A 20,475-nucleotide genomic window follows, 5' to 3' on the forward strand; every position below is an offset into this window, starting at 1 on the left:
GAAGGAAAAGGGCTACGAGACGGCCTTCTGGGGCAAGTGGCATCTCTCCACGCTGGAGAAAAACCCCAACTACACGCACCCCGGCCCCGGCGAGCAGGGCTTCGACTACTGGATGGGCACCACCCTCAACTCGTTCCCCGCCCATGGCGGCCCGAGCAATCCCAAGCGCTTCATCAAGAACGGCGAACCGCTGGGCGAAGTCGGGGGCTGGTACTGCGACGTGATCGTCGACGACGCCCGCGAATGGCTGAAGTCCAAGCGCAACAAGGAAAAACCCTTCTTCATGTATGTCTGCTCGCACGAGCCGCACACGCCGATCGATCCGCCGGCGGAATACAGCGCCAAATACGACAATCCCTGGGTCGACCAGCTGGAAAAGGAAAACAAGTACGGAACGGTGGCCCGTCCGAAAAAGGATATCTCCGAGTATAAGAAAGACTATTACGGCACGGTCCAACAGCTCGACGACGCCGTTGGCCGCCTGATGCAGACCCTCGAAGAACAGGGCCTCGCGGAAAACACCCTCGTGCTGTTCACCAGCGACAACGGCCCGGAAACGCCGGTGACGTTCCTGGAGTCGGGAGGTCAGTGGGAAGATCCCATCCGCGACAAGTGCTTCGGCACCCCCGGCGAGCTGCGCGGCATGAAGCGCTATCCCTACGAAGGCGGACACCGCGTGCCCGGCATTGCCCGGTTGCCGGGTAAAATCCCCGCCGGTTCCGAAAGCGATGTCCTCTTCAACGGATGCGACATCCTGCCGACGGTCTGCGGCTTGGTTGACGCCCCGGTACCCGAAGGCCGCAACATTGATGGAGTCGATGCCTTTAATGCCTTTTTGGATAAAACGGTAACGCGCCAAGAAAACGCCGTCTGGTTCTTCCCGCACCACGGCGATACCTGGTACATGATGCCGCAAGTTTCGATGCGCGAAGGAAAATATTCGCTCATCGGCTGGTTGCCCCAGCGCGATCCGGACGTGCAGACGCTCGACCAGTGGCTGGCCAACAACGATCCCGTACGGTTCGAGCTCTACGATCTCGAGCTCGATCCCGGCCAGGGCAACGACATTGCCGACAAGTATCCCGAAACCGTCGCAACCATGGCGAAGAAAATGACCGTCCTCTGGCGCGAAATGCGCGACGAAGGCCTCGCCGGGAAAAAGAAATAGCATTGAACCAACGCTCCCCCGGGTCCGTGCTCGGGGGTTTTTGTTCCCGGAAGGGCCGAACCTTGTTGAGATAGGAGTTCCCACACATGAATGTATTGATTGCCGATAAACTGTCCGACGGCGCGGTCGCGCGCCTAACCGCTTTGGGGTGCCAAGTGGAAATGAATCCGGACCTGACCGCCGAATCCCTTCCGGAGGCGATCGGCGATGCCGAGATCCTGGTGGTGCGTTCCACCAAGGTTTCCGCCGCAACCATCCAACGCGGCGAAAGCCTCTCCCTAATCATCCGGGCCGGCGCCGGGGTCAATACGATCGACCTGGCCGAGGCGAGCCGCCGCGGAATCCATGTGGCCAACACGCCCGGGAAAAACACCGATGCGGTGGCGGAACTGGCCATTGGCCACCTGATCGCGGCGGATCGTCGGATCGTGGCGGCGAACCGCGATCTGGCGGGCGGCGAGTGGAAGAAGAAGGAATATGGCCAGGCGCGGGGGCTCAAGGGCCGCACCCTGGGCGTGATCGGGCTCGGCGCCATCGGCAAGGCCACCGCGTTGCGTGCGCAGGCGCTGCAGATGAAGGTCGTCGGCTGGTCGCGGTCGCTGACGCCGGAGACCGCCGCCGCCCTTGGAATCGGCTATTGCGAAACGCCCGGCGACGTGGCCGTGCTGGCGGACGCGGTCAGTCTCCATTTGGCGGCCACCGCCGAAACGACCCATTTGGTGGACGCCGCTTTCCTGGCCAAGATGAAGGACGGCGCGATTCTGATCAACTGCGCCCGCGGCGAAGTCGTCGATACGGCGGCGCTCAAAGCGGCCATCCGCAACAAAGGGATTCGCGCGGGACTCGATGTCTTCGAAAATGAGCCGGCCGGCGGCGTTGCGGAATTCGCGGATGCGGAGTTGGCCGGGTTGGCGAACTGCACGCCGCATATCGGCGCCTCGACCGACCAGGCCGCCGAGGCGGTTGCCGAGGAAGTGGTCCATATCGTCGAGACCTATAAATTCACCGGGATTCCCGCCAATACGGTCAACATCCAGGAAAAACCGGTCGAAACCACGAACTTGGTCGTCCGCCACTACAACCGGGTTGGCGTGCTGGCCCGCGTGCTGGAGGTCATCCGGACTGCCGGCATCAATGTGCAGCAGATCGAAAACCATATCTTTGCCGGGGGCGCCGCCGCCTCGTGTACCCTCACGCTCGATCACGCGCTTGAGCCCGAGGCCCTTGCGAAAATCAAGACTGCGGAGCATGTCATCGCGGCAATGCTGAAATAGCGACCAGCGGTGGGTCTGGCATCGTTGGAGCGGTCGGCCAAGGACGTGCCGGGATAACGAGATGGACCGATGGAATTTTTTTTAATCGATCTGGCGCTAAGGTCGGAGCCGTGAAAATTTGAGAGGGGTAAAAGAGATGAAGTATATTTCGAGAGTCGTTGGTTTGCTGTGCACCGGGGCGGCGCTGTGTGGTCTTTCTGTTCAGGCTGGAGCGCCCATATCCATCGAAACGCTGTTGACCGATATGGTGGATCGCGACGCCGTTGCGCGCTATCCGGAACCGGACTTCCGGCTAAAGCAACACAGCAGCTACGACCGGAGATCGACCAGCCCCGACGACCCCAAAGGGTGGTTCAAGAACAAGGACACCAACTGGAAAGAGACGGATACGAATTTTATCCGTATCGAGGAAAACAACGGCCGGAAGGAATGGGTCTTGATGGATCACGAGCGGCCGGGGGCGATCGTGCGCTCCTGGATGCCTTGGCGGTTCGTCGGGAAACCGGCCACGGACATCACCATGCGGATCTATCTCGACGGTTCCGATGAACCCGCAATCGAGGGGAACATGCTCGAAATGTTCGGCGGCGACGGTTTGATTCCCTATCCCTTGGCCCACCCATCCCTGCGTTCGGCGGTCAACTTTTTCCCGATTCCCTACGCCAAAAGCTGCAAGGTGACGACCGATAAACACCCGTTCTATTTTATATTCACCTTCCGGGAATACGATGCGGGCACGCCCATCAAAACCTTCACGATGAAGGATTTCGAGGCCGCCAAAGCGTTGACGGAAAAAGCCGGCCAAAGGTTGCTGAATCCCGAAGCCGATGGTGCGGTCAAGCCGCAGCGCTTCCGGGCCAAGCTGGGGAGCCAACAAGAGAAGGCGTTGGATCTTCCGGAGGGAACGGCCTCGGTGCGCGAGCTTACCGTGAAACTGGGCAGCTATGCGGATCCGGCGGTCACCCGTAAGGTGGTGCTCAAAATGGAGTTCGACGGCCGGGAAACGGTCTGGTGTCCGCTCGGCGAGTTCTTTGGCACCGGAGTGGGGCTGAATCCGGTCGAAGGGTGGTATCGCACGGTGGGCGAAGACGGAACCATGAGTTGCCGTTGGGTCATGCCCTATCGCAAGGGCGGCCGGGTTTCGCTGCTGAACCTGGGCGACGAGGCGGTGGAGGCCGAGCTGGAAGTCAAAACCGGCGCGTGGACCTGGGACGAGCGTTCCATGTATTTCCACGCCGGGTGGCGCGGCCAATATCCGCTGGCCACGCGGCCGTATTCGGATTGGAACTATGTTTCGCTCAAGGGGCGCGGGGTCTATGTCGGCGACACGTTGACGCTCATGAACCCGACCGATAAATGGTGGGGCGAGGGCGACGAGAAGATCTGGGTCGACGGCGAAGATTTTCCGTCGTTGTTCGGCACGGGCACCGAGGACTATTATGGGTATTCCTGGGGCGCAAGAAGCACCGACTTCTATCAACACCCGTTCCATGCCCAGCCGCGCGCCTATAAATACAACAAGCTCAACCGCAAGACTGCCGAGCGAGAGGACAATAATCTCGGTTTCAGCGTCGAAACGCGCAGTCGTTCGTTGGACACCATGCCGTTCGGCAGCTCGCTAAGCTGGACATGGAAGTCTGGCACTGGGCGGATTGCGGAGTGGGCTACGGCGTTGGAACGTATTGGTATGGTTTTGCGGACACGACCTCCAACCGGAAGCCGGAGCCGGAAGAGGTGCTCAACGTTCCGCCTTGCCCGGACATGGATGGCGGCGCGGCGAAGTCGGAATAACCCAGCATGCGGGCCGGGGCCACGGACCCACGCTGAAAAACGGCGCCGTTTTGCGGTTTGCGGGTAAACGCCGTTGCTTGGGGCGAAGGTTTTCCCGATAATGTGCGGCAATGGGATACGATACGTCAGCGCTGCGGTCTGCAACGGGTCGGGTGGCTTCGGCCATTGCCGCCATGCTTTCGTTTCTTGCAACGGCATCGGCCGAGCCGGTGGATCCGCGCTTTCCCGCGGAACTGCGGGCCGGGCCGGACTCCCCGGCGCCGGCCAGACGCCTCTCTGCGCGGATTCGGCAACTGGAGGACGAGCGGGAGCAGCTGCTGCAAAAAATCTCCGTTTTGCCGCAGCACGATCCCAAGTTCATGGCCGACCACCTCGGGTTCCATTCGCTGTTCGATGATCCCGGCAGCGCGGGCAACCTTCCCTTGCACCGCCTCTTGTTCAAGGCAAACCGTCCGCTGGAAATCGGGGCGATCGCCCTGGCGCCGGCGTTCAATCCGCTCGAATACGGCGGGAACCCCTATGCCTTTCCCCGGCGGTTCAGGATCGAGGTGTTGGAAGAGGGGGCGGAGGCGTTCGTGACCGTGGTCGACTGGATGCAGGAGGATTTTCCCGATCCCGGTCCCTATCCGGTCTTTTTCTCTGACATCAATCGAATCGCCCGCGAAATCCGGATCACCGTTGCCAAGGATGTCCAGCAATCGGGCGCGGCCTATTATGCCCTGGGCGAAGTCTACTTGTTCCGCCAAACCGCCGATGCGCGCGTGGGGGCCAATATGGCCACCTGGGGCGACGATTCGCTGACGGTCATGGCCTCGGATTCGTTCGGCATGAAACCGCTGTGGAGTCTCGAATACCTGAACGATGGCGCGGCGGGGTTTGGCTTTCCGCTGAGCGATGCGACGGTGGAGTCGGACGATCTGCTGGTGACCTTCAAGGAAGGCGAACCGGCCGGCGGCCAGGTCCAGGTGATTCTGGACTTGGGCAAAGTCAAGCCGATCGGGCGCATCCACTTCTGGCCGGCGGAGGCTCCGCATCTGCTGGCGCTGCCTTCGTTCGGGTTTCCGCAAAAGGTGCTGGTGGAGCTTTCCGCCGGCCCGGGGTTCAATCGCCCCAAGAAGATCGTGTCGAAAAACGTGGGCGACCGCATGTTCCGCGACAACCTGTTTTCCGTCGTGGGCACATCCTACAACGCCCGTTTTGTCCGGATCACCATGGAGGGCTTTCCGGAATATAGAGGCCAACGGATTCTGGGGCTGGGGGAAATCCTGGTCTCGCAAAACGAATACATCCACTCGATCGGGTGCAAGATTACGGCGAACGGCTTGCCGAAAGAGGCGCTGGAGCAGTTGCCCCGGCTCGTCGACGGGTGCAGCCGGCATCGCCGCATCATGTCGCAGGGCGAATGGATTCGGGGGCTGGCCAAGCGCCGGCCGCTGGACCGTCGGCTGGCGGCGGTGGAGCAGGAGCTCGCCGTTGCGCGCGCCCGCTTGCGCAGGGTCCAGTTGCAGTGGAGCATCTGGATCGGTGGCCTGCTTTGCCTGGGGTTGCTGTGTGCGATGGTGCTGCAGCGGTTGCAGCGCCGCCGTGTGCTCGGACAATTGAAGTGGCGCATCACGCGGGATCTGCACGACGAAGTCGGCAGCAGCCTGGGCAGCATCGCGCTCACGACCGAGCAACTGGAACATCTAGCCCCGCCGGGCGAGATGAAGGAGGAGCTGACCGATCTTTCGCTGATGGCGCGCGAGGCCTGCGCGTCGCTGCGCGAGGTGGTCTGGGTGATCGACCAGAAAACGATCCGGCTGCCGGCCCTGTTGCATAAGCTGGTTGAGCGGGCCGAGCGGGTGCTGGGCCGTACGGGGCTGGCGGTCGACTTGCCGCAGGATTGTCCCGATCTGGTCGTTTCGTTGACGGCGAAGCGGCATCTGATCATGTTTTTCAAGGAAGTGGTTCATAACTGCGCCCGCCATGCGCACGCCACCCTGGCGCAGTTATCGGTGACCGCGAGCGACGGGCAGCTCCGTATTTCGGTTGCCGACAACGGGTGCGGATTCGACCCGGTTAGCGTCTCGGATGGCTGGGGCCTCGCCAGCATGCGGCAACGGGCCGAGGAGCTCGGCGGCGCGATGAAGCTGCGGTCGCACCCGGGCGAAGGCACCACGGTGGAACTGGAAATTCCGCTCGATGCGTTGCGGAATGAACCCCGACGGGCGTATAAAACCTCGAACTGAACGGAGAAAACGGAATGGTGCCAATCAAGGTGTGGGTGGTGGAGGACGACACGGTTTTTCGGCGTACCCTTCAGAAGATGTTGAACCGCGAGCAGCAGATGACCTGCGACCGGGTCTTTCCCTCCTGCATCGAGTTTCTCGAAGCCATCGCGTCCGACGCCCGCCCCGATCTGGTGCTGATGGATCTCGGCCTGCCGGGCATGGGCGGGGTGGAGGGGATCCAGCGGTTGCTGAAAATTGCGCCCGATGTCACCGTGATTGTGCTGACCATGTTCAAGGACAAGGAAAAGGTCCTTCAGTCGTTGGATGCCGGAGCGGCGGGCTACCTGTTGAAAACCTCCTCGGCCGAGGAAATCATCAACGGCTTGAGGCAGGTTTTCCTCGGGGGTGCGGCGCTGAGTCCGGCGGTGGCCAAAATCGTGCTCGAGGAGATGCGCAAGCCTTCCCCCGCGGATAAGGTCGAGTTGACCGCCCGCGAGATCGAGGTGCTCGAATTGCTCGCCCAGGATTGTTCCGTGCAGGATATCGCCACGGCGCTCGGCGTTGCCCGGCGCACCGCCAAATTCCACCTCACCAACATCTACGGCAAGCTCCACGTCCAGTCGCAATCCGGCGCCGTCGGTAAAGCGCTGCGCGCCGGCATTATCTGACGCCCTTGCGATTGGCCCTGATGGGACGTGCCCGGACAGCGGGAAATGGCTCGTTTTCTGCGATTACCTGTACCTATGGACAGTAGACGGGAGTCGATTGTTTACGGTATCTTATCCGTTGACTCGAAGTCTACCCGTGCCATTGGCCATGGGGGTGGGCGAAAGAAAAACGGACGCTCCAGCTTGCTGGGTGCCGGTTATTTTACCAACAAAAGGAGAAGAGCGTGATTAATAGAACAATGATGTTTGCTGCGGCGTGCGCAGCGTTGTTTGTTGGAGCCGTATCCCACGGCTCGTTGGTTTGGACCGGGAACGGGGACGCGATCTCCCTCTATCAGGAAGCCAACTGGCTGGATGATACCGGAAGCGTTCCGGCAAACGGCACCATTGATGGCGGCTCGGCGGTGAGTGCGGATACCGGGGTTGCGAAATTGATTGAGATCTCATCGGGATTCGGCCAACCGTCCGCGGCTGGGTCGTTCTTTAATATTGGCAACAACAGCCTAACGGTATCCGGCGGGAAAAGCCTCATCATGACAGCAACGGGTGGCAACGACGGCAGCGTGATTTCGTCGTGGCAGGGATCCGATCAGGTGTTGACGGTTTCGGGCGGAGCAACGCTGAGCGGCGTGGATGCCAGAAACTTTACCACGGTGACGGTCGACGGCGGAACGATTGCGCTGACGGGGAAATTCTCGGGAGCTGCTGCCAGCTACACCGATGGGGTTTCGATTTCCAACGGCGGTTCGGTGACGGCGGACTATTTCGGGCTTGTTTTTGACGAAGCCATCACGGTTGACGGCACCAGCTCGCTGGAGGTGACGACGACTTCGGCCGCTCCCTTCAGTAGCGTCGATTTGGCTTTGGGCGCTAAGCTGACGTTGTCCTCTCTTGAATATTTCACAACGCATGGGGCGAGAATCTTTGTGGATGGGGTTTCCTATGCCGACGACAGTTCCATTCTTTCCTTCGATGGCACTACGGTCACCGCGATTCCGGAACCGGCTGTGCTTGGATTGGTGGTCGCGTTCGGCGGTGCCATACTTTGGGGACGCCGTTTTTTCATGGCCTAGCGGGTTTTCCGCTGGCACATTGCGAAGCCGCCCATTCCCGGGCGGCTTTTGGTTTTCCGTCCAGCGCGGTGCCGGGGCGGATGAAGGAATGTTTAGGAGAATGGAAGTGGATATTCGAATGTTGATGTTGGCGGCGGTCGTTTTCGCGGCGGCCGCTCCGGTGCCGGCGGCGTTGACCTGGACGGGGGCGGGCGATGCGGTCTCGCTTTACAAGGAAGCGAACTGGCTCGACGATTCCGGCTCGGTCCCGTCGGGCGGTTCAATCGATGCCAACACCGAACTTACGGCCGATACGGGCGGGCGGATCGAGATTACCTCGGGGTCGGGGAAGCCCAGCAACTTCAACGGCGATTTCATGCTGGCATCCGGCGACGACCTGCTGGTGGCGAACGCGAAGGTGCTTGCCGGCAACGACCAGGTGGTTGGGGGCGGTGCGGGATCGGTCATGACCATTTCCGGTTCGGGATCGTGGCTGGGCGTCTATTCCGTATCGGGATTCGATTCGATCGTTGTCGAAGACGGCGGCCGCATCGAGCTGAAGGAGAGTTCGGGCATCACCATGTACGAGGCCGGTTCCACCTTGCAGGTCGCGGACGGCAGTTCCGCCGAATTTGAATTCATCCTCAAAGCCGTCGTTTCGGTGGATGGCACGAGTTCGCTGACGCTCAACGGTACGGGGATCCCGATCAACGCCTCCGAGGTCCATTTGGCGTTCGGCGCACAACTGGCGCTCCACAGCCTGGCCGAATTCACGGAACAGGGCGCGAAGATTTTCGTGGACGGGGTTTCGTTTGCCGACGATCCGACCCTTCTTTCTTTTTCCGGCACGGACCCCGTTACCGGCACGGCGACCTCCAACGGGGTGCCGTACATCGCCTCGTTCGACGCGAGTCCGGACGCTTTCAGCATGTCCGGCGACGTTGAGTTGGCTTGGGAAACGGTTGCGGCCGGCCATCTGGAAATCAGTGACGGCGCCGGCGTGGTCACCTCGCTTGTGGCTTCGGCCGACGGGCAGGCTTCGCTCGATTCCGGCCGCGTCTTGATCGGCAATGTCGGCACCTCCACCATCTACACGCTTTCGGTCACCACGGCGGAAGATGGCTCCGGGGAGGCCGGCACGATGGATGCGACCGTAACGGTGATCGTGCCGGACGCGGGCACCGATACCGATCGGGATGGCCTGCCGGATCTCGACGAGCTCAGCCGCTATTCCACCGACGCGAACCAACGCGACAGCGACGGCGACGGTACGCCGGACGGCCTCGAAGTCGAGCGGGGGCTCGATCCCAACGATCCGGATGAATATCTGGAGCGACCGAACATTCTCTTTTTCTTCGTCGACGATCTGGGCTATGGCGACCTCGGCTGTTTCTGGCAGGACCAGCGCTCGGGCTCCCAAAAATTCGACACGCCCAACATCGACGCGATCGCGGCGGGCGGCGCCAAGCTGACCCACCACTATGTCGCCGCGGCGGTTTGCGCGCCCACCCGTTCGTCGCTGCTGCAGGGCCGCCACCAGGGGCATGCCACGGTGCGCGACAACAACTTCGACAAGGCCATCGCCGACAACCACACCATCGCCGACCTGCTGCGCCGGGCGGGCTACCGCACGGTGCACGTCGGCAAGAACGGCGTGGCCGGCGGCGAGAGCAGCGTCGCGCTGACCGGCACCGGATCGAAAAATCTGGAGGCCCACCCCATGAAGCGGGGGTTCGACGAGTTTTTCGGCTACCTGTTCCACGCGGACGGGCATGAGCATTACCCGCAGAACGGCGGCACCTCGAAGACGGCGCACATCTACAACGGCTACGAGAAGACCACCAATGCCTCGCTCGATCTCTACACCACCGATGCCTGGACCGCCTATGCCAAGAAGGCCATCACCGAAGAGGTGCAGGATGGCGACCACCAGCCCTTCTTCCTCTATCTGGCCTACGACACGCCGCACTTCAAGATGCAGCGTCCCGCCGTGGCCTATCCCGCGGGCGGCGGCCTCTCCGGCGGCATCCAGTGGACCACCGAAACCGACGCCGACGGCTTGGTACGCTATGCCTCGACCGCCGACGGAACCGGCACGGAGGACGCCTACAACCATCCCGACAACGATCCGGATTGGCCGACCTCGAACCAACAGCACGTCGGCATGATCCGCCGCATCGACAACTCCATGGCCGATCTCATGCAGCTGCTGGTCGATCTGGGGATCGACGACCATACGCTCGTCGTCTTTTCCTCCGACAACGGGCCGCACAACGAGGGGAACGATCCGCGCTATTTCGGCTCTTTCGCCAACATGGAAGGCACCAAGCGCGATCTGCTGGAAGCGGGCATCCGCGTGCCCACCATCGTCAACTGGCCCGGGATGATCGACGGCGCCACCGGCGATGAAGGCAACATTCGCGAAATCGACTATCCCTGCGCGATCTGGGATTGGATGCCGACCTTCGCCGAAATCGCGGGGATTGCGGCGCCGGCCTGGTGCGACGGCGTTTCGATTCTGCCGACGCTGACGGGCGCCGGAACCCAGCGGGACAAGGGCTATCTCTATTTCGAGTATTACCACAACAGCGCCACCTCCGGCTGGAACTCCTATTTCCCGAACCATGCCGGCGAACGCCGCGACCAGATGCAGTGCGTGCGCATCGGCGACTATATGGGCCTCCGCACCGACATCGAGGACAACGGCTACGACTTCCGCATCTACGACGTCGTCAACGATCCGGGGCAGGGGACCGATCTGGCCGCGTCGTTGCCGGAGCTGCATCAACAAATGAAGGACATCGCGTTGCAGGGGCGCCGGGCCGAAAGCACCGCCACCCGTCCATACGACGATGCGAGTGTGCCGGATGCTTCCCGCAGCGTGCAGCCCGGCCTGGACTATTCCTGCCACGAAGGCATCTGGTCGTTCGTGCCCGAGTTCCGCGATCTTCCCGCCGTCGCCTCCGGCAGCGTGCCGAACCTCGATCTCGCGGTGCGCTCGCGCGACGACCACGTCGGAATTCTGTTCAGCGGATACCTTCAAATTCCCGCCGCCGGGACCTATACCTTCCATCTGACGTCCGACAGCGGGGCGAACCTGTTCCTCCACGACGCCCATGTGATCGACGACGATTTCAACCACGACGGAACGGAGCAGTCCGGATCGATCAATCTGGAAGCGGGGCTTCATCCGTTCCGCCTCTATTACCGCCATGGCGGCGCCTCGGCGCACGCGCTCGGTCTGGACTGGGAGGGGCCGGATTTCGATCGCCAGGCGATTGCGGATACCAGCTTCTACCGCTTGCCGGAAATCCATTTGGCCATGGCCTATTCCGCAACCGGGGGGCTGACCTTCACCTGGAACAGCACCACCGGCCAAACCTACCGGATACGCGGGAGCGAGTCGCTTTTGAGCCCGGTTTCCGCGTGGTCGAATCTGTTCGAGTCGATTTCCACCACGGCGCCCACCAATACCCTCGGCATCGGGTGGCCTGCCGACAACCAGCACTTCTTTAGGGTGGAAGAGGAGTAGATCCGGGGCCCTTTTCGGCTCCGGACCTGTCCATAAGGGCAGTAGACAGGCGGCGTTTTTTCTTCAATTATTTATCGTTATTTGGCTTGGGTCCACGCCCGCTACCTTTGTAGGGTATTGGCTCGGCCATTGATTCACAGCAACGCGGAAACCCAATAGGAGGAAAGAGATGAAAAAAATCATTGGAACAAGTTTAATCGCCCTGTTTGCATTGGGCGGTGCCCAGGCCACGGTGGTGAATATTGATTTAACCACCAACACGAGCCGGGGCCCAACGGCCAATAAGTTGCCGGGGGTCGTTGGTATCGCCAGCGATGTGACGTGGAATCCGGTGGGGTCCAAGGATCTTTACGCCAATCTGGTGGCGGAAGACGGGTCGGGGACCGGGGCCAGTTTCCAAATTACCGGCGAAGGGGGGGTCTCTTTCGGCAGCACTGCCGGCTCGGCGACGAGCTTCTTCAACACCCAGGCTTTTCTGAGTGGTTCCGGAGAACCGGGGCCGGCTGCCACCAATAGTTTCACGATCGGGGGGATGACCGGTTCCACGGTCGATCTCTATTTCTACGCCACATGGGAATATATCGATGCGGGCTCCGAATTCCGCGTGAGCGGCGACGGCGGAAGCAGCTGGACGGAATGGCAACTTTGCAGCGGCGTTCCCAGCGAAGATGATGCCGGGTTCACCAACGGCCAAAGCTATGTCGTGTTCAGCGGCGTGGACGTGCACACCGATGGCACCGTATTGGGCGAGTGGCAGACCACCACCAACGGCGCAAGTATCGCCAACCGCGGCGTATTCAGCGCGGTTCAGGTCGTGGGCGAGTTCGACGATCCGGCCGCGCCCGAATTCACCGAAGACCCGTTCAGCATGCCCTACGCCGAAGCCGGGGTTGCCTACACCAATTCGATTGCCGGCACGGCCACGGGGTCGGGCTTGGAATACAGTCTGCTGACCACCGGAACCTGGCTGAGCATGGCCACCGACGGAACCATCACCGGAACGCCGGCCGAGAGCGATATCGGCATCAACACCTTCTCGGTGCAGGTGACGGACGAATTGGCCCGTTCGGTCAGTGCCACGATGACCATCGAAGTTAAGGAACTGCTCGTTCCGGCCTGGGAGTTCAATTTTGAAGGCACGGGTACTTCCGATGCCGCCGGTTCCCGCCGTTACACCGCGTTCGGTGTTGCTAAAGATGGGCTGGGCGACGGAAACGTGTTTTACGTGAATAGCAATACCGGCTCGAGCAATCCCGGACCGGGCTTCTTCTATATCCCGACGGGTCTGGCCTGGGAGCCCAATACCCTGTATACGATCGACTTTCTGATGTGCGACCGGGGTGATACGGCCGATGGCGCCATCGCCGAATACGGTCTGTTTGCCGGGCTGCCGGCGGATGACGTCGGCGCGGGGCAGGGTTATATTCCGGTAACGGGAACCGTCAGTCCTTGGATTGCCAGCAGCAATGCTTCGCTGGGCGTCGAAGGCCAGGTCACCTATGTTGATCTTGGGGGTACTTCCGGTACGGTCCACGCGAACGAGAAAGCCAGCGTGGTGACGGGATCCACCGCATCCGATACGGCCTTTTCGTTCACCACCCCGAACGATGTTTCGGGACTGGGCGAAATGGTCTTCTTCATCCGTTCCGGCGATGACGGGTTGCCAAACGGAGGTCGCATCCATGCGGATGAACTGAAGATCTATGCCACGCCGGCGATCGAGACCCCCGATACGCCGGAGCTGACCATCACGGCCGGCGCGGGCGCCGTCACCGTTTCGGCCGGCAACCTTTCCGCAGAGGCCTACGTGGTCAACTACCTGCAGTATAAGGAAAACCTGGCGATCGGCGACACGTGGAATAATCTCTATTCCGTAACCGGCGTCACCGAAACCAATTGGACGATCGCCGTTTCGAATTCGCCGGTCTTCTACCGCATCGAAGCCGCCTATTAATCAAACAACGACCGTGACATTGCAACGCCACCCGGAAATACTGGGTGGCGTTTTCTATTTTTCATGAGGAATACCATGCACGGAACGATCTACGCATTACTGCTCTCCCTTCTCTTTTCAATGGTCGCTAGGGCCGATTCGACCGCCGACTTCATGGTCGCCGCGCGGCAGGCGCACGGCGCTTTGGGTGAAAGGGCCGCGGCCTTTTTGGTCGAACACATGCCGGCGGCCGACCGGGCGCAGTTGAGTGCGGACTTCCTGCTCGAAAATCTGGAGCTGGCCCTCAAGGCCCGCGAAACCTTCCCGTGGGCAAAGGCCGTGCCGGAGGAGATCTTCTTCAACGACGTGCTGCCCTATGCCGTGCTCGACGAAACCCGCGAGGCCTGGCGGGCGGACTATCTTGAAACGGCATCGGCCATCGTGCGCGACGCGAAAACGGCGACCGAGGCGGCACAGCTGCTCAACCGCGATTTCTTCGATGCCATCAACGTCCACTACAGCCGAAAGCGCAAGCGCCCCAACCAAAGCCCGAACGAGTCGGCCGAACTGGGCAAGGCATCCTGCACCGGGCTGTCGATCATTCTGGTCGATGCCTGCCGGGCCGTCGGCATCCCCGCGCGGGTGGCGGGCACCCCGTTGTGGACCAACAAGCGCGGCAACCATACCTGGGTCGAAATCCGCGACGGCGATTGGCATTTTATGGGGGCCGATGAATACAACGCCGAGGGCGTCGACCGCGGCTGGTTCGTCGGCGCGGCCTCCAAGGCCCAGGCGGACAGTTTTGCGCACGCCATCTACGCGACCTCGTGGAAAAAGACGGATCTGTACTTTCCGATGGTGTGGGCGCAGCACGACCATTCCGTTCCGGGCCTCAACGTCACCGATCGCTACGCGTCGCCGTCCGAAAAGAATGCGCACGAACTCGGCGTCCGTCTCTTCGATGAGCAGGGCGAGCGGATCATGGCCGAGGGGGCGTTGATCTCGCCCGAAGGATCCGTTCTGGCCACCTTCGAGACGCGCGGCAACCGCGCCGATCTGAACGATGTTCCCCGCATTAAGGTGGAGCCGGGAAAAACCTACCGGCTGCGTTTCGGCGATCGGCAGACCGCGCCGTTTGTTGCCGAGCCGGGCATTTCGACCCTGGATGTGAAACGGGCGGAGCTGGAATGGATCAATGACCGCAAAGACGCGAAGATGCAAGGTAAGCATGATTCCAAATCTTCGGATCTTCGCGTCTTTGCGGTCAACAACACCGCAAGCCAAGAACTCGTTCAAAAGCTCTTCAACGAATTGGTGGAGGCCTCCCGCGCCGAGCGGCAGGCGGAGCTGGAGCAGCAGGAGATCGCGTTCGACGGTAAAACCCTGCGGTGGCTGGAAAAGACCTATGGCGAAGCGCCGGCTGACGGGCGCAGTCTTTGGATTTCGATGCATGGCGGCGGCGGGGCGCCCACCGCGTTGAACGACAAGCAGTGGAAGAACCAGATCAACCTGTATCAACCCGCAGAGGGGATCTATATCGCGCCGCGCGCGCCGACCGACACCTGGAACCTGTGGCAGCAGAGTCACATCGACCACCTATTTGCGCGGTTGATCGAAAACCACGTCGCGTTGCGCGGCGTCAACCCGAACAAGGTTTACCTGATGGGCTATTCCGCCGGGGGCGACGGCGTCTGGCAGCTGGCGCCGCGCATGGCCGATCGCTTTGCCGCCGCATCGATGATGGCGGGGCATCCGGGCGACATGTCGTTGCTGGGGTTGTACAATCTGCCGTTTGCCATTTACATGGGCGGGAACGACAGTGCGTATAAACGAAACCTGCACGCGGCGGAAAAGGGCCAGGCGCTCGACGAGCTGCAACGCCAGAACCCGGAAGGCTATATCCACCGCGTCCGCATCTACGAAGGCCTCGGCCATTGGATGCAGCATAACGATCGCGAAGCGGTGCCGTGGATGGCCGGCTTTGCGCGCAATCCCTGGCCGAAGAAGATCGTCTGGGTTCAGGACAACATCCTGCACGACCGTTTCTATTGGCTCAAAATTCCAGAAAATGCCGCGGTAAAAGGGGCCAAGATCGTTGCCGAAGTCGATGGCCAAATCCTCCGGCTCGAAGGCGACGTGCCGAACGGAACGCGCGTCCGGCTCTCCGAGCAACTTCTCGACCTGGATCAACCCGTGCGCCTGTCGGTGAACGGAACAGAGGTGTTCAACGGTCCGGTGAACCGCGACCGGGCGGTTATGGAAGCCTCCCTGCGGGAACGTCTCGATCCCGCCGCGGCGGCTCCCGCCGAAATCGTCGTGGAGTTTTAAAGACGTAATCCTAACCCGGCGTAGCCGGAACCAAATTCAACCGCCCGCTCTAGGTCGCGGCCGCAGAGGGCTGTAAGTGCGCTGCTTCTCTGTGCCTCTGTGGACTCTGTGGAAAAAAAATCCGTCGTAAACAGGATGGGATTTGAATAGAGAGGGACTAAATCCGGGAATGGAACCCCCTGATGAACTCGGATGGACACGGATACTCAATTATCGATTCGGCAGATAACTGTCCGGATTATTGCCACGAGAGAACGCAAGGACACCAAAAATTCATTCCACAGGCTTTTGGGTGCTTTTTGTGATCTTTGCGCTCTTTTGTGGCTAACGATCTCCCGCATGGAATTCACAATATTTAACCGCCGGAACAATAGCTGTGGAGTTTGTCCCGCTCACCCGCCGGAGTAAGAGCCTCTTCTGCATATCCTGTTCATGTATCTGAGTTCTCATCTGTGGTTCATGTACTTTCCTGGGTTACTGGCTTGGTTCCACATCCGCAAAAGCACGCTCACCGTTCCTTCCTCGAAAGGGCTTCTTCGTAGCCCCATCGTAGCGCGTACCAGCGAAGAGGGGGGGTGCTTTCGGGGAAGCATGACCGCCTTGCAGCTCCTTTGCTCAGACGAAAATCCGTGAAGACTTACCGAACCGGCGGCGGGATCGGTGGGCGTACCCACGCGGCTTTATACGCGGATCGGTGCAAAATGATGAAATAAGCGTTCTGACCCTGCCGGTTCGCCGGAGGGAAACGACCGGGGCGCGGAGGAGTGCTTTGTGTTTCAAAAAAGGAGCAAAACCTCGGTCAGGCAACATTAATGTTACATAAGATTCGGTGGCGGTTGGGCGGTTCGGTCTTGTAAGTGGTACGCAAGCAGGATGAAGCAACGACCGAAGTCCGATGGCACACCTTTTGCAACAGGTACCTATCTATGAAATCGGCCCTATCGACCGCTCAATAAGCCCACGCATCCGCGCCGTACACAGGCATGCATGATTTATACAATTCATGACCTTGGATGTGTGCTAATTGTAATTCACAATCAAAAAAGAAGTTAATAATAGTGGTGCGGTTTGATGTTTGGAGGGGTCGTTTAGTCTGTTTTTTTTAGGCGGGAATTCTTTATGGAATCCCGGGGATGGCAAAATAACGAAGTTGCAATGAAGCAAGTTGTGATGATTCGAACCGAATCAGCACGAAAAGGAGAAAGAAGATGAAGAAAATCAGTATATTGATCATGGGGTTGCTTGTAGGTTTTATGGGCGTTCAGACCCAGGCGAGCACCGTCTACGAGGGGTTCGATTATGCCGATGGGACAAATGTCTGGGGGCAGGCCGGTGGCGAGGGCTGGGAAGGAGTTTGGGTCGGTACGGACACCGACGCAGCGGGGCGCGGGATTCCCGAAGTGGGGACCGGGCTCACCTTCACCAACTTGACGGTAACCGGCGGAGCCTATGTCCGCCCCCAACGATATGGCGTGGCCCAGTCGAGCCGCACGATTTCGACCGCATCGCAGGCCGCGTTAACCGCAGACAATACGACCATTTGGTTCAGTGTTCTGATGAAACCAAACGCGGGGGGAAGTACGGGAGGTTTTGCGGCCAATTCGCATGGGACGATTGTGTTGGGAGATACCGCGTTTATCGACTCGGTTAATCCCGGCCTCATTCCTCCGACAATTGGTGCAAACGGAAATGCCTTGGGCGTGGGGTTTGACGGCGACGGCGCATCTTCCGATAACATCGGACTCCAGGGAGTCATTTATACCAATGGTGTAACGGTTGCAGGCTCTGCCGAGAGGATTTTGGTCGGCGATAATACGGTAATGGTGGTCGGTAAAATCGATTGGGCCGCAGATGGCACGGATGACGTCCTGAGCCTGTACAATATTTCTGATCCGTTGGCGGAGTTGCCGGAGCCTTTTACCACGATGTCGAACGATTGGAATCAGGCCACCTTCAACCTGGTCGCTATTGGATCAGGCCAAACCGAGATGTTTGACGAAATTCGGTTTGGCACGTCGCTTTCTGCCGTGGGCGTGGGTGGGGTCACCGTGGACGCGGCGGTGCTCTCGATCGACTACGCGGCGGGCTTTGTTACGGTGGGCGCAACCAATCTCACGGCCGGCACCATCAACTATCTGCAGTCTTCGACCGATTTGGTGGCCGGCTCCTGGAGCAACCTGTATTCCGTCAGCGGAGTCACCGAAACCAATTGGACGATCTCCACGGAAGATACACCGGTCTTCTTCCGCGTCGAATCCGGGGAATAAGGATTAACCCGGCGTAAGGTTGCATAAAAACCCGGCTCCCATCGGAGCCGGGTTTTTTGATTCGGTAACACGATGTGCCCAAGGGCGGGCCGACGCGGTGCGCCCGCCAGACGTGGGTTCGAACGTTCACGTGGAGGGGGCGGGGCCGATGGTGCCGCCGGGGATGAAGTCCGCCGGGAGGAAGGTTTGCCGCGTATTGCGTTGTCCTTTGTGCACGGACGCAACCCAGCGCGCAACATGGCGGGCAATGGGGCGGGTGTCCATGTGGATATGCGCGACGGACGGTTCGCACCATGCCAGGGAGGGGTCCGAATAGGAACAAATCAACGAAAGATCCGCCGGTACCCGGATTCCGCGTTGGAGCAAGAACTGTTGTGTTGCGGAGAAGAGGATCTCTTCGTCGATAATCAGCGCGGTGGGCGGGGTGATCTGGAAGAGCGAGGCCAATCTATCATGGAAACCTTCCCGACTCTCTTCCCAGTCCGGAAGGTTGTAGTTGGACGTCGGAATGTCGTGGGCTTCCAGTTCATCGAGGAAAGCCCGAACACTTGGGCCGGGTTTGGGACGCCGCTGCGTTTTTCTCACCAGTAGCACGATGCGCCGATGGCCGAGGTCGATGAGCCGGCGGGTGGCGGCGGAAAATGCCGATTGCTTGTCAAAGCCCACTCCCGCCATCGGCAGGCCGGCAGGGCGACCGAAACGGGCGAAGGCGGGTTCCGGACGGGCGCTGAACCACGCAAGCACTTGGGGCGAGCCGGCGCATATTATCCAGGCATCGGCTGCGGTGTGTTCGACGAGCTGGCTGATTCGCTTCACATCCATTTTGAGCTCGGTCAGCGTTTTGGCGGGGGAAACGACGCTATGGCCCGCTTCCTCCAGCGTGTGGTGGAGTTCGACGATGTGATGCAAATTGTGGTCGGAAATCTTTTCGTGGAGCAGGATCGCCACCCGTAATCCCGGTTGGGTTGCGTTGACGCTTGTCATAACGATCTCGCGTTGGCGTCCCGGTCCTTGGCCTTTCAATAGCCCCGCGTGTTCAAGCAGTCCCAACGCACTCTTGATGGTCTTGTGGTTGACCCCAAGCTCCTTTGCCAGCCGGTGTGCTCCCGGCAAGTTTCCGCTCCAATGACCTCGGAGCAGCAACTCTCGAAGATGGGCCGCCGCCTGCTCGGAGGCGGACAAAATGCGTAATTGCGGCATAAACGGAACTAGACCCTAATGGGGCTAGGTTGTCCACCCTGAAACCCGTTGACTTTTATTGGGGCGGGGAGGATGGTGATATGCATGAAAATGTAATAGGTCGGGGCTGGGGTGTGCAGAAATGTAGGGTTTCTTCAGTGAGTGTGTGGGGCCGGGAAACTCGGGGGAGAAAATCGATCTTATTCAAGCGCTGTCGTACTGAACGGAACGCGGATGGCGGTACCGGTGGCGCGTTTGCCCGTTTGAATGTGACCGGAAAATCGATTCCAAAGGGAGTTGGAAAAGAACGGTTTTCCAATGAAGCAGGGTGTGCGGGTTCAATCTGAGCCAGCACGAAAAAGGAGAAAAGGGATGAAGGAAATCAGTATATTGGCCATGGGGTTGCTCTTAGGTTTTATGGGCGTCCAGGCTCAGGCGAGCACCGTCTACGAGGGGTTTGCCTACACCTCGGAGTCGGTGATTCCCGGGCAAGGAGGAACATCGAATGGCTGGAATGGCGCGTGGACGGATGTCGGTACCGGTAGTTCCAATCCGTTTGAGGTAATCAGTGGGCAGACGTTTGGCGCGCTGGAGGAAACCGGCGGGGCGGCGCAACGGCCGGACAGAGGGGGTAAAACCGCTATGTACCGCGAGATCTCCTCCGAGTCGCAAAGCGCGTTGACGGCGGATGGATCGACAGTCTGGTTTAGTGTGTTGATGAACTCAGCAATTTCGGATGTATACACGGTTTCGGGAGCCATTTGCGGGACGATTGCCTTTGGCGACGCGTCGCTTGAAGCGAACACCGCAAACAACATTCCAACAATTTCAGCGGGAGGAAACGCGGTGGGCGTGGGGTTTAATGGTCTTAGTTTGGCTGGCTATACCAATTGTGTGTTGCAGGGGGTTTGCTACACCAACGGGACGGCCATACAAAATGACGCTGAACGCATCACCGTTGGGGTTGATAATCTGTTGATGGTTGTGGGCAAGATCGAATGGGCCGCAACTGGATCCAACGACACGGTGACGCTCTATAACGTTTCGGATCCAACGGCTGAGTTGACGGAGGA

At 60.1% G+C, this 20,475-nt stretch carries 12 protein-coding genes; 11 read left to right on the top strand and 1 reads right to left on the bottom strand.

The genetic code is table 11. The features are described 5' to 3' along the window. The 10 genes from ABYO54_RS02290 to ABYO54_RS02335 form a co-directional block, all read left to right on the top strand. On the top strand, window positions 1–1,168 hold a 1,168-nt coding region (locus ABYO54_RS02290), incomplete at its 5' end, for a sulfatase-like hydrolase/transferase (protein ID WP_372806494.1). A gap of 86 nt (window positions 1,169–1,254) precedes the next feature. After that, window positions 1,255–2,442: an NAD(P)-dependent oxidoreductase gene (locus ABYO54_RS02295; RefSeq protein WP_372806496.1), complete on the top strand. Its 1,188-nt coding sequence runs from the start codon at window positions 1,255–1,257 to the stop codon at window positions 2,440–2,442. Window positions 2,443–2,578: 136 nt separating this feature from the next. Continuing rightward, window positions 2,579–4,300 (top strand): glycoside hydrolase family 172 protein, encoded by a 1,722-nt coding sequence (locus tag ABYO54_RS02300; RefSeq protein WP_372806498.1) that lies wholly within the window; start codon window positions 2,579–2,581, stop codon window positions 4,298–4,300. Between the two features lie 43 nt (window positions 4,301–4,343). Next, window positions 4,344–6,461, top strand: a complete 2,118-nt coding sequence (locus ABYO54_RS02305; RefSeq protein WP_372806499.1) for a sensor histidine kinase — start codon at window positions 4,344–4,346, stop codon at window positions 6,459–6,461. A 14-nt stretch (window positions 6,462–6,475) separates the two neighbouring features. Further along, window positions 6,476–7,111, top strand: a complete 636-nt coding sequence (locus ABYO54_RS02310; RefSeq protein WP_372806501.1) for a response regulator — start codon at window positions 6,476–6,478, stop codon at window positions 7,109–7,111. A 224-nt stretch (window positions 7,112–7,335) separates the two neighbouring features. Beyond that, window positions 7,336–8,184 (top strand): hypothetical protein, encoded by an 849-nt coding sequence (locus tag ABYO54_RS02315; protein WP_372806503.1) that lies wholly within the window; start codon window positions 7,336–7,338, stop codon window positions 8,182–8,184. A 106-nt stretch (window positions 8,185–8,290) separates the two neighbouring features. Further along, window positions 8,291–11,695, top strand: a complete 3,405-nt coding sequence (locus ABYO54_RS02320; RefSeq protein ID WP_372806505.1) for a sulfatase-like hydrolase/transferase — start codon at window positions 8,291–8,293, stop codon at window positions 11,693–11,695. A gap of 169 nt (window positions 11,696–11,864) precedes the next feature. Next, a complete protein-coding gene (locus tag ABYO54_RS02325; RefSeq protein WP_372806507.1) occupies window positions 11,865–13,649 on the top strand; it encodes a putative Ig domain-containing protein in 1,785 nt (594 codons plus the stop codon). Between the two features lie 75 nt (window positions 13,650–13,724). Then, on the top strand, window positions 13,725–15,956 hold the full coding sequence (locus ABYO54_RS02330; protein WP_372806509.1) for a transglutaminase domain-containing protein: 2,232 nt from the start codon (window positions 13,725–13,727) through the stop codon (window positions 15,954–15,956). Window positions 15,957–17,164: 1,208 nt separating this feature from the next. After that, on the top strand, window positions 17,165–18,223 hold the full coding sequence (locus tag ABYO54_RS02335; protein ID WP_372806511.1) for a hypothetical protein: 1,059 nt from the start codon (window positions 17,165–17,167) through the stop codon (window positions 18,221–18,223). A 126-nt stretch (window positions 18,224–18,349) separates the two neighbouring features. Here the strand turns inward: ABYO54_RS02335 and ABYO54_RS02340 are convergent, their stop codons facing one another. Then, on the bottom strand, window positions 18,350–19,423 hold the full coding sequence (locus tag ABYO54_RS02340; protein WP_372806513.1) for a substrate-binding domain-containing protein: 1,074 nt from the start codon (window positions 19,421–19,423) through the stop codon (window positions 18,350–18,352). Window positions 19,424–19,774: 351 nt separating this feature from the next. Between ABYO54_RS02340 and ABYO54_RS02345 the strand changes: the two genes are divergently transcribed. Beyond that, on the top strand, window positions 19,775–20,475 hold a 701-nt coding region (locus tag ABYO54_RS02345; protein ID WP_372806515.1), incomplete at its 3' end, for a hypothetical protein.

Source organism: Pontiella sp., from assembly GCF_041622395.1.
Lineage (GTDB): Bacteria > Verrucomicrobiota > Kiritimatiellia > Kiritimatiellales > Pontiellaceae > Pontiella.

Excerpts from the sequence above, each read along its gene's own strand:
- ABYO54_RS02300 (WP_372806498.1), top strand. The coding sequence starts at position 2,579 with ATGAAGTATATTTCGAGAGTCGTTGGTTTGCTGTGCACCGGGGCGGCG.
- ABYO54_RS02295 (WP_372806496.1), top strand. The coding sequence starts at position 1,255 with ATGAATGTATTGATTGCCGATAAACTGTCCGACGGCGCGGTCGCGCGC.
- ABYO54_RS02335 (WP_372806511.1), top strand. The coding sequence starts at position 17,165 with ATGAAGAAAATCAGTATATTGATCATGGGGTTGCTTGTAGGTTTTATG.
- ABYO54_RS02305 (WP_372806499.1), top strand. The coding sequence starts at position 4,344 with ATGGGATACGATACGTCAGCGCTGCGGTCTGCAACGGGTCGGGTGGCT.
- ABYO54_RS02310 (WP_372806501.1), top strand. The coding sequence starts at position 6,476 with ATGGTGCCAATCAAGGTGTGGGTGGTGGAGGACGACACGGTTTTTCGG.
- ABYO54_RS02325 (WP_372806507.1), top strand. The coding sequence starts at position 11,865 with ATGAAAAAAATCATTGGAACAAGTTTAATCGCCCTGTTTGCATTGGGC.
- ABYO54_RS02340 (WP_372806513.1), bottom strand. The coding sequence starts at position 19,423 with ATGCCGCAATTACGCATTTTGTCCGCCTCCGAGCAGGCGGCGGCCCAT.
- ABYO54_RS02330 (WP_372806509.1), top strand. The coding sequence starts at position 13,725 with ATGCACGGAACGATCTACGCATTACTGCTCTCCCTTCTCTTTTCAATG.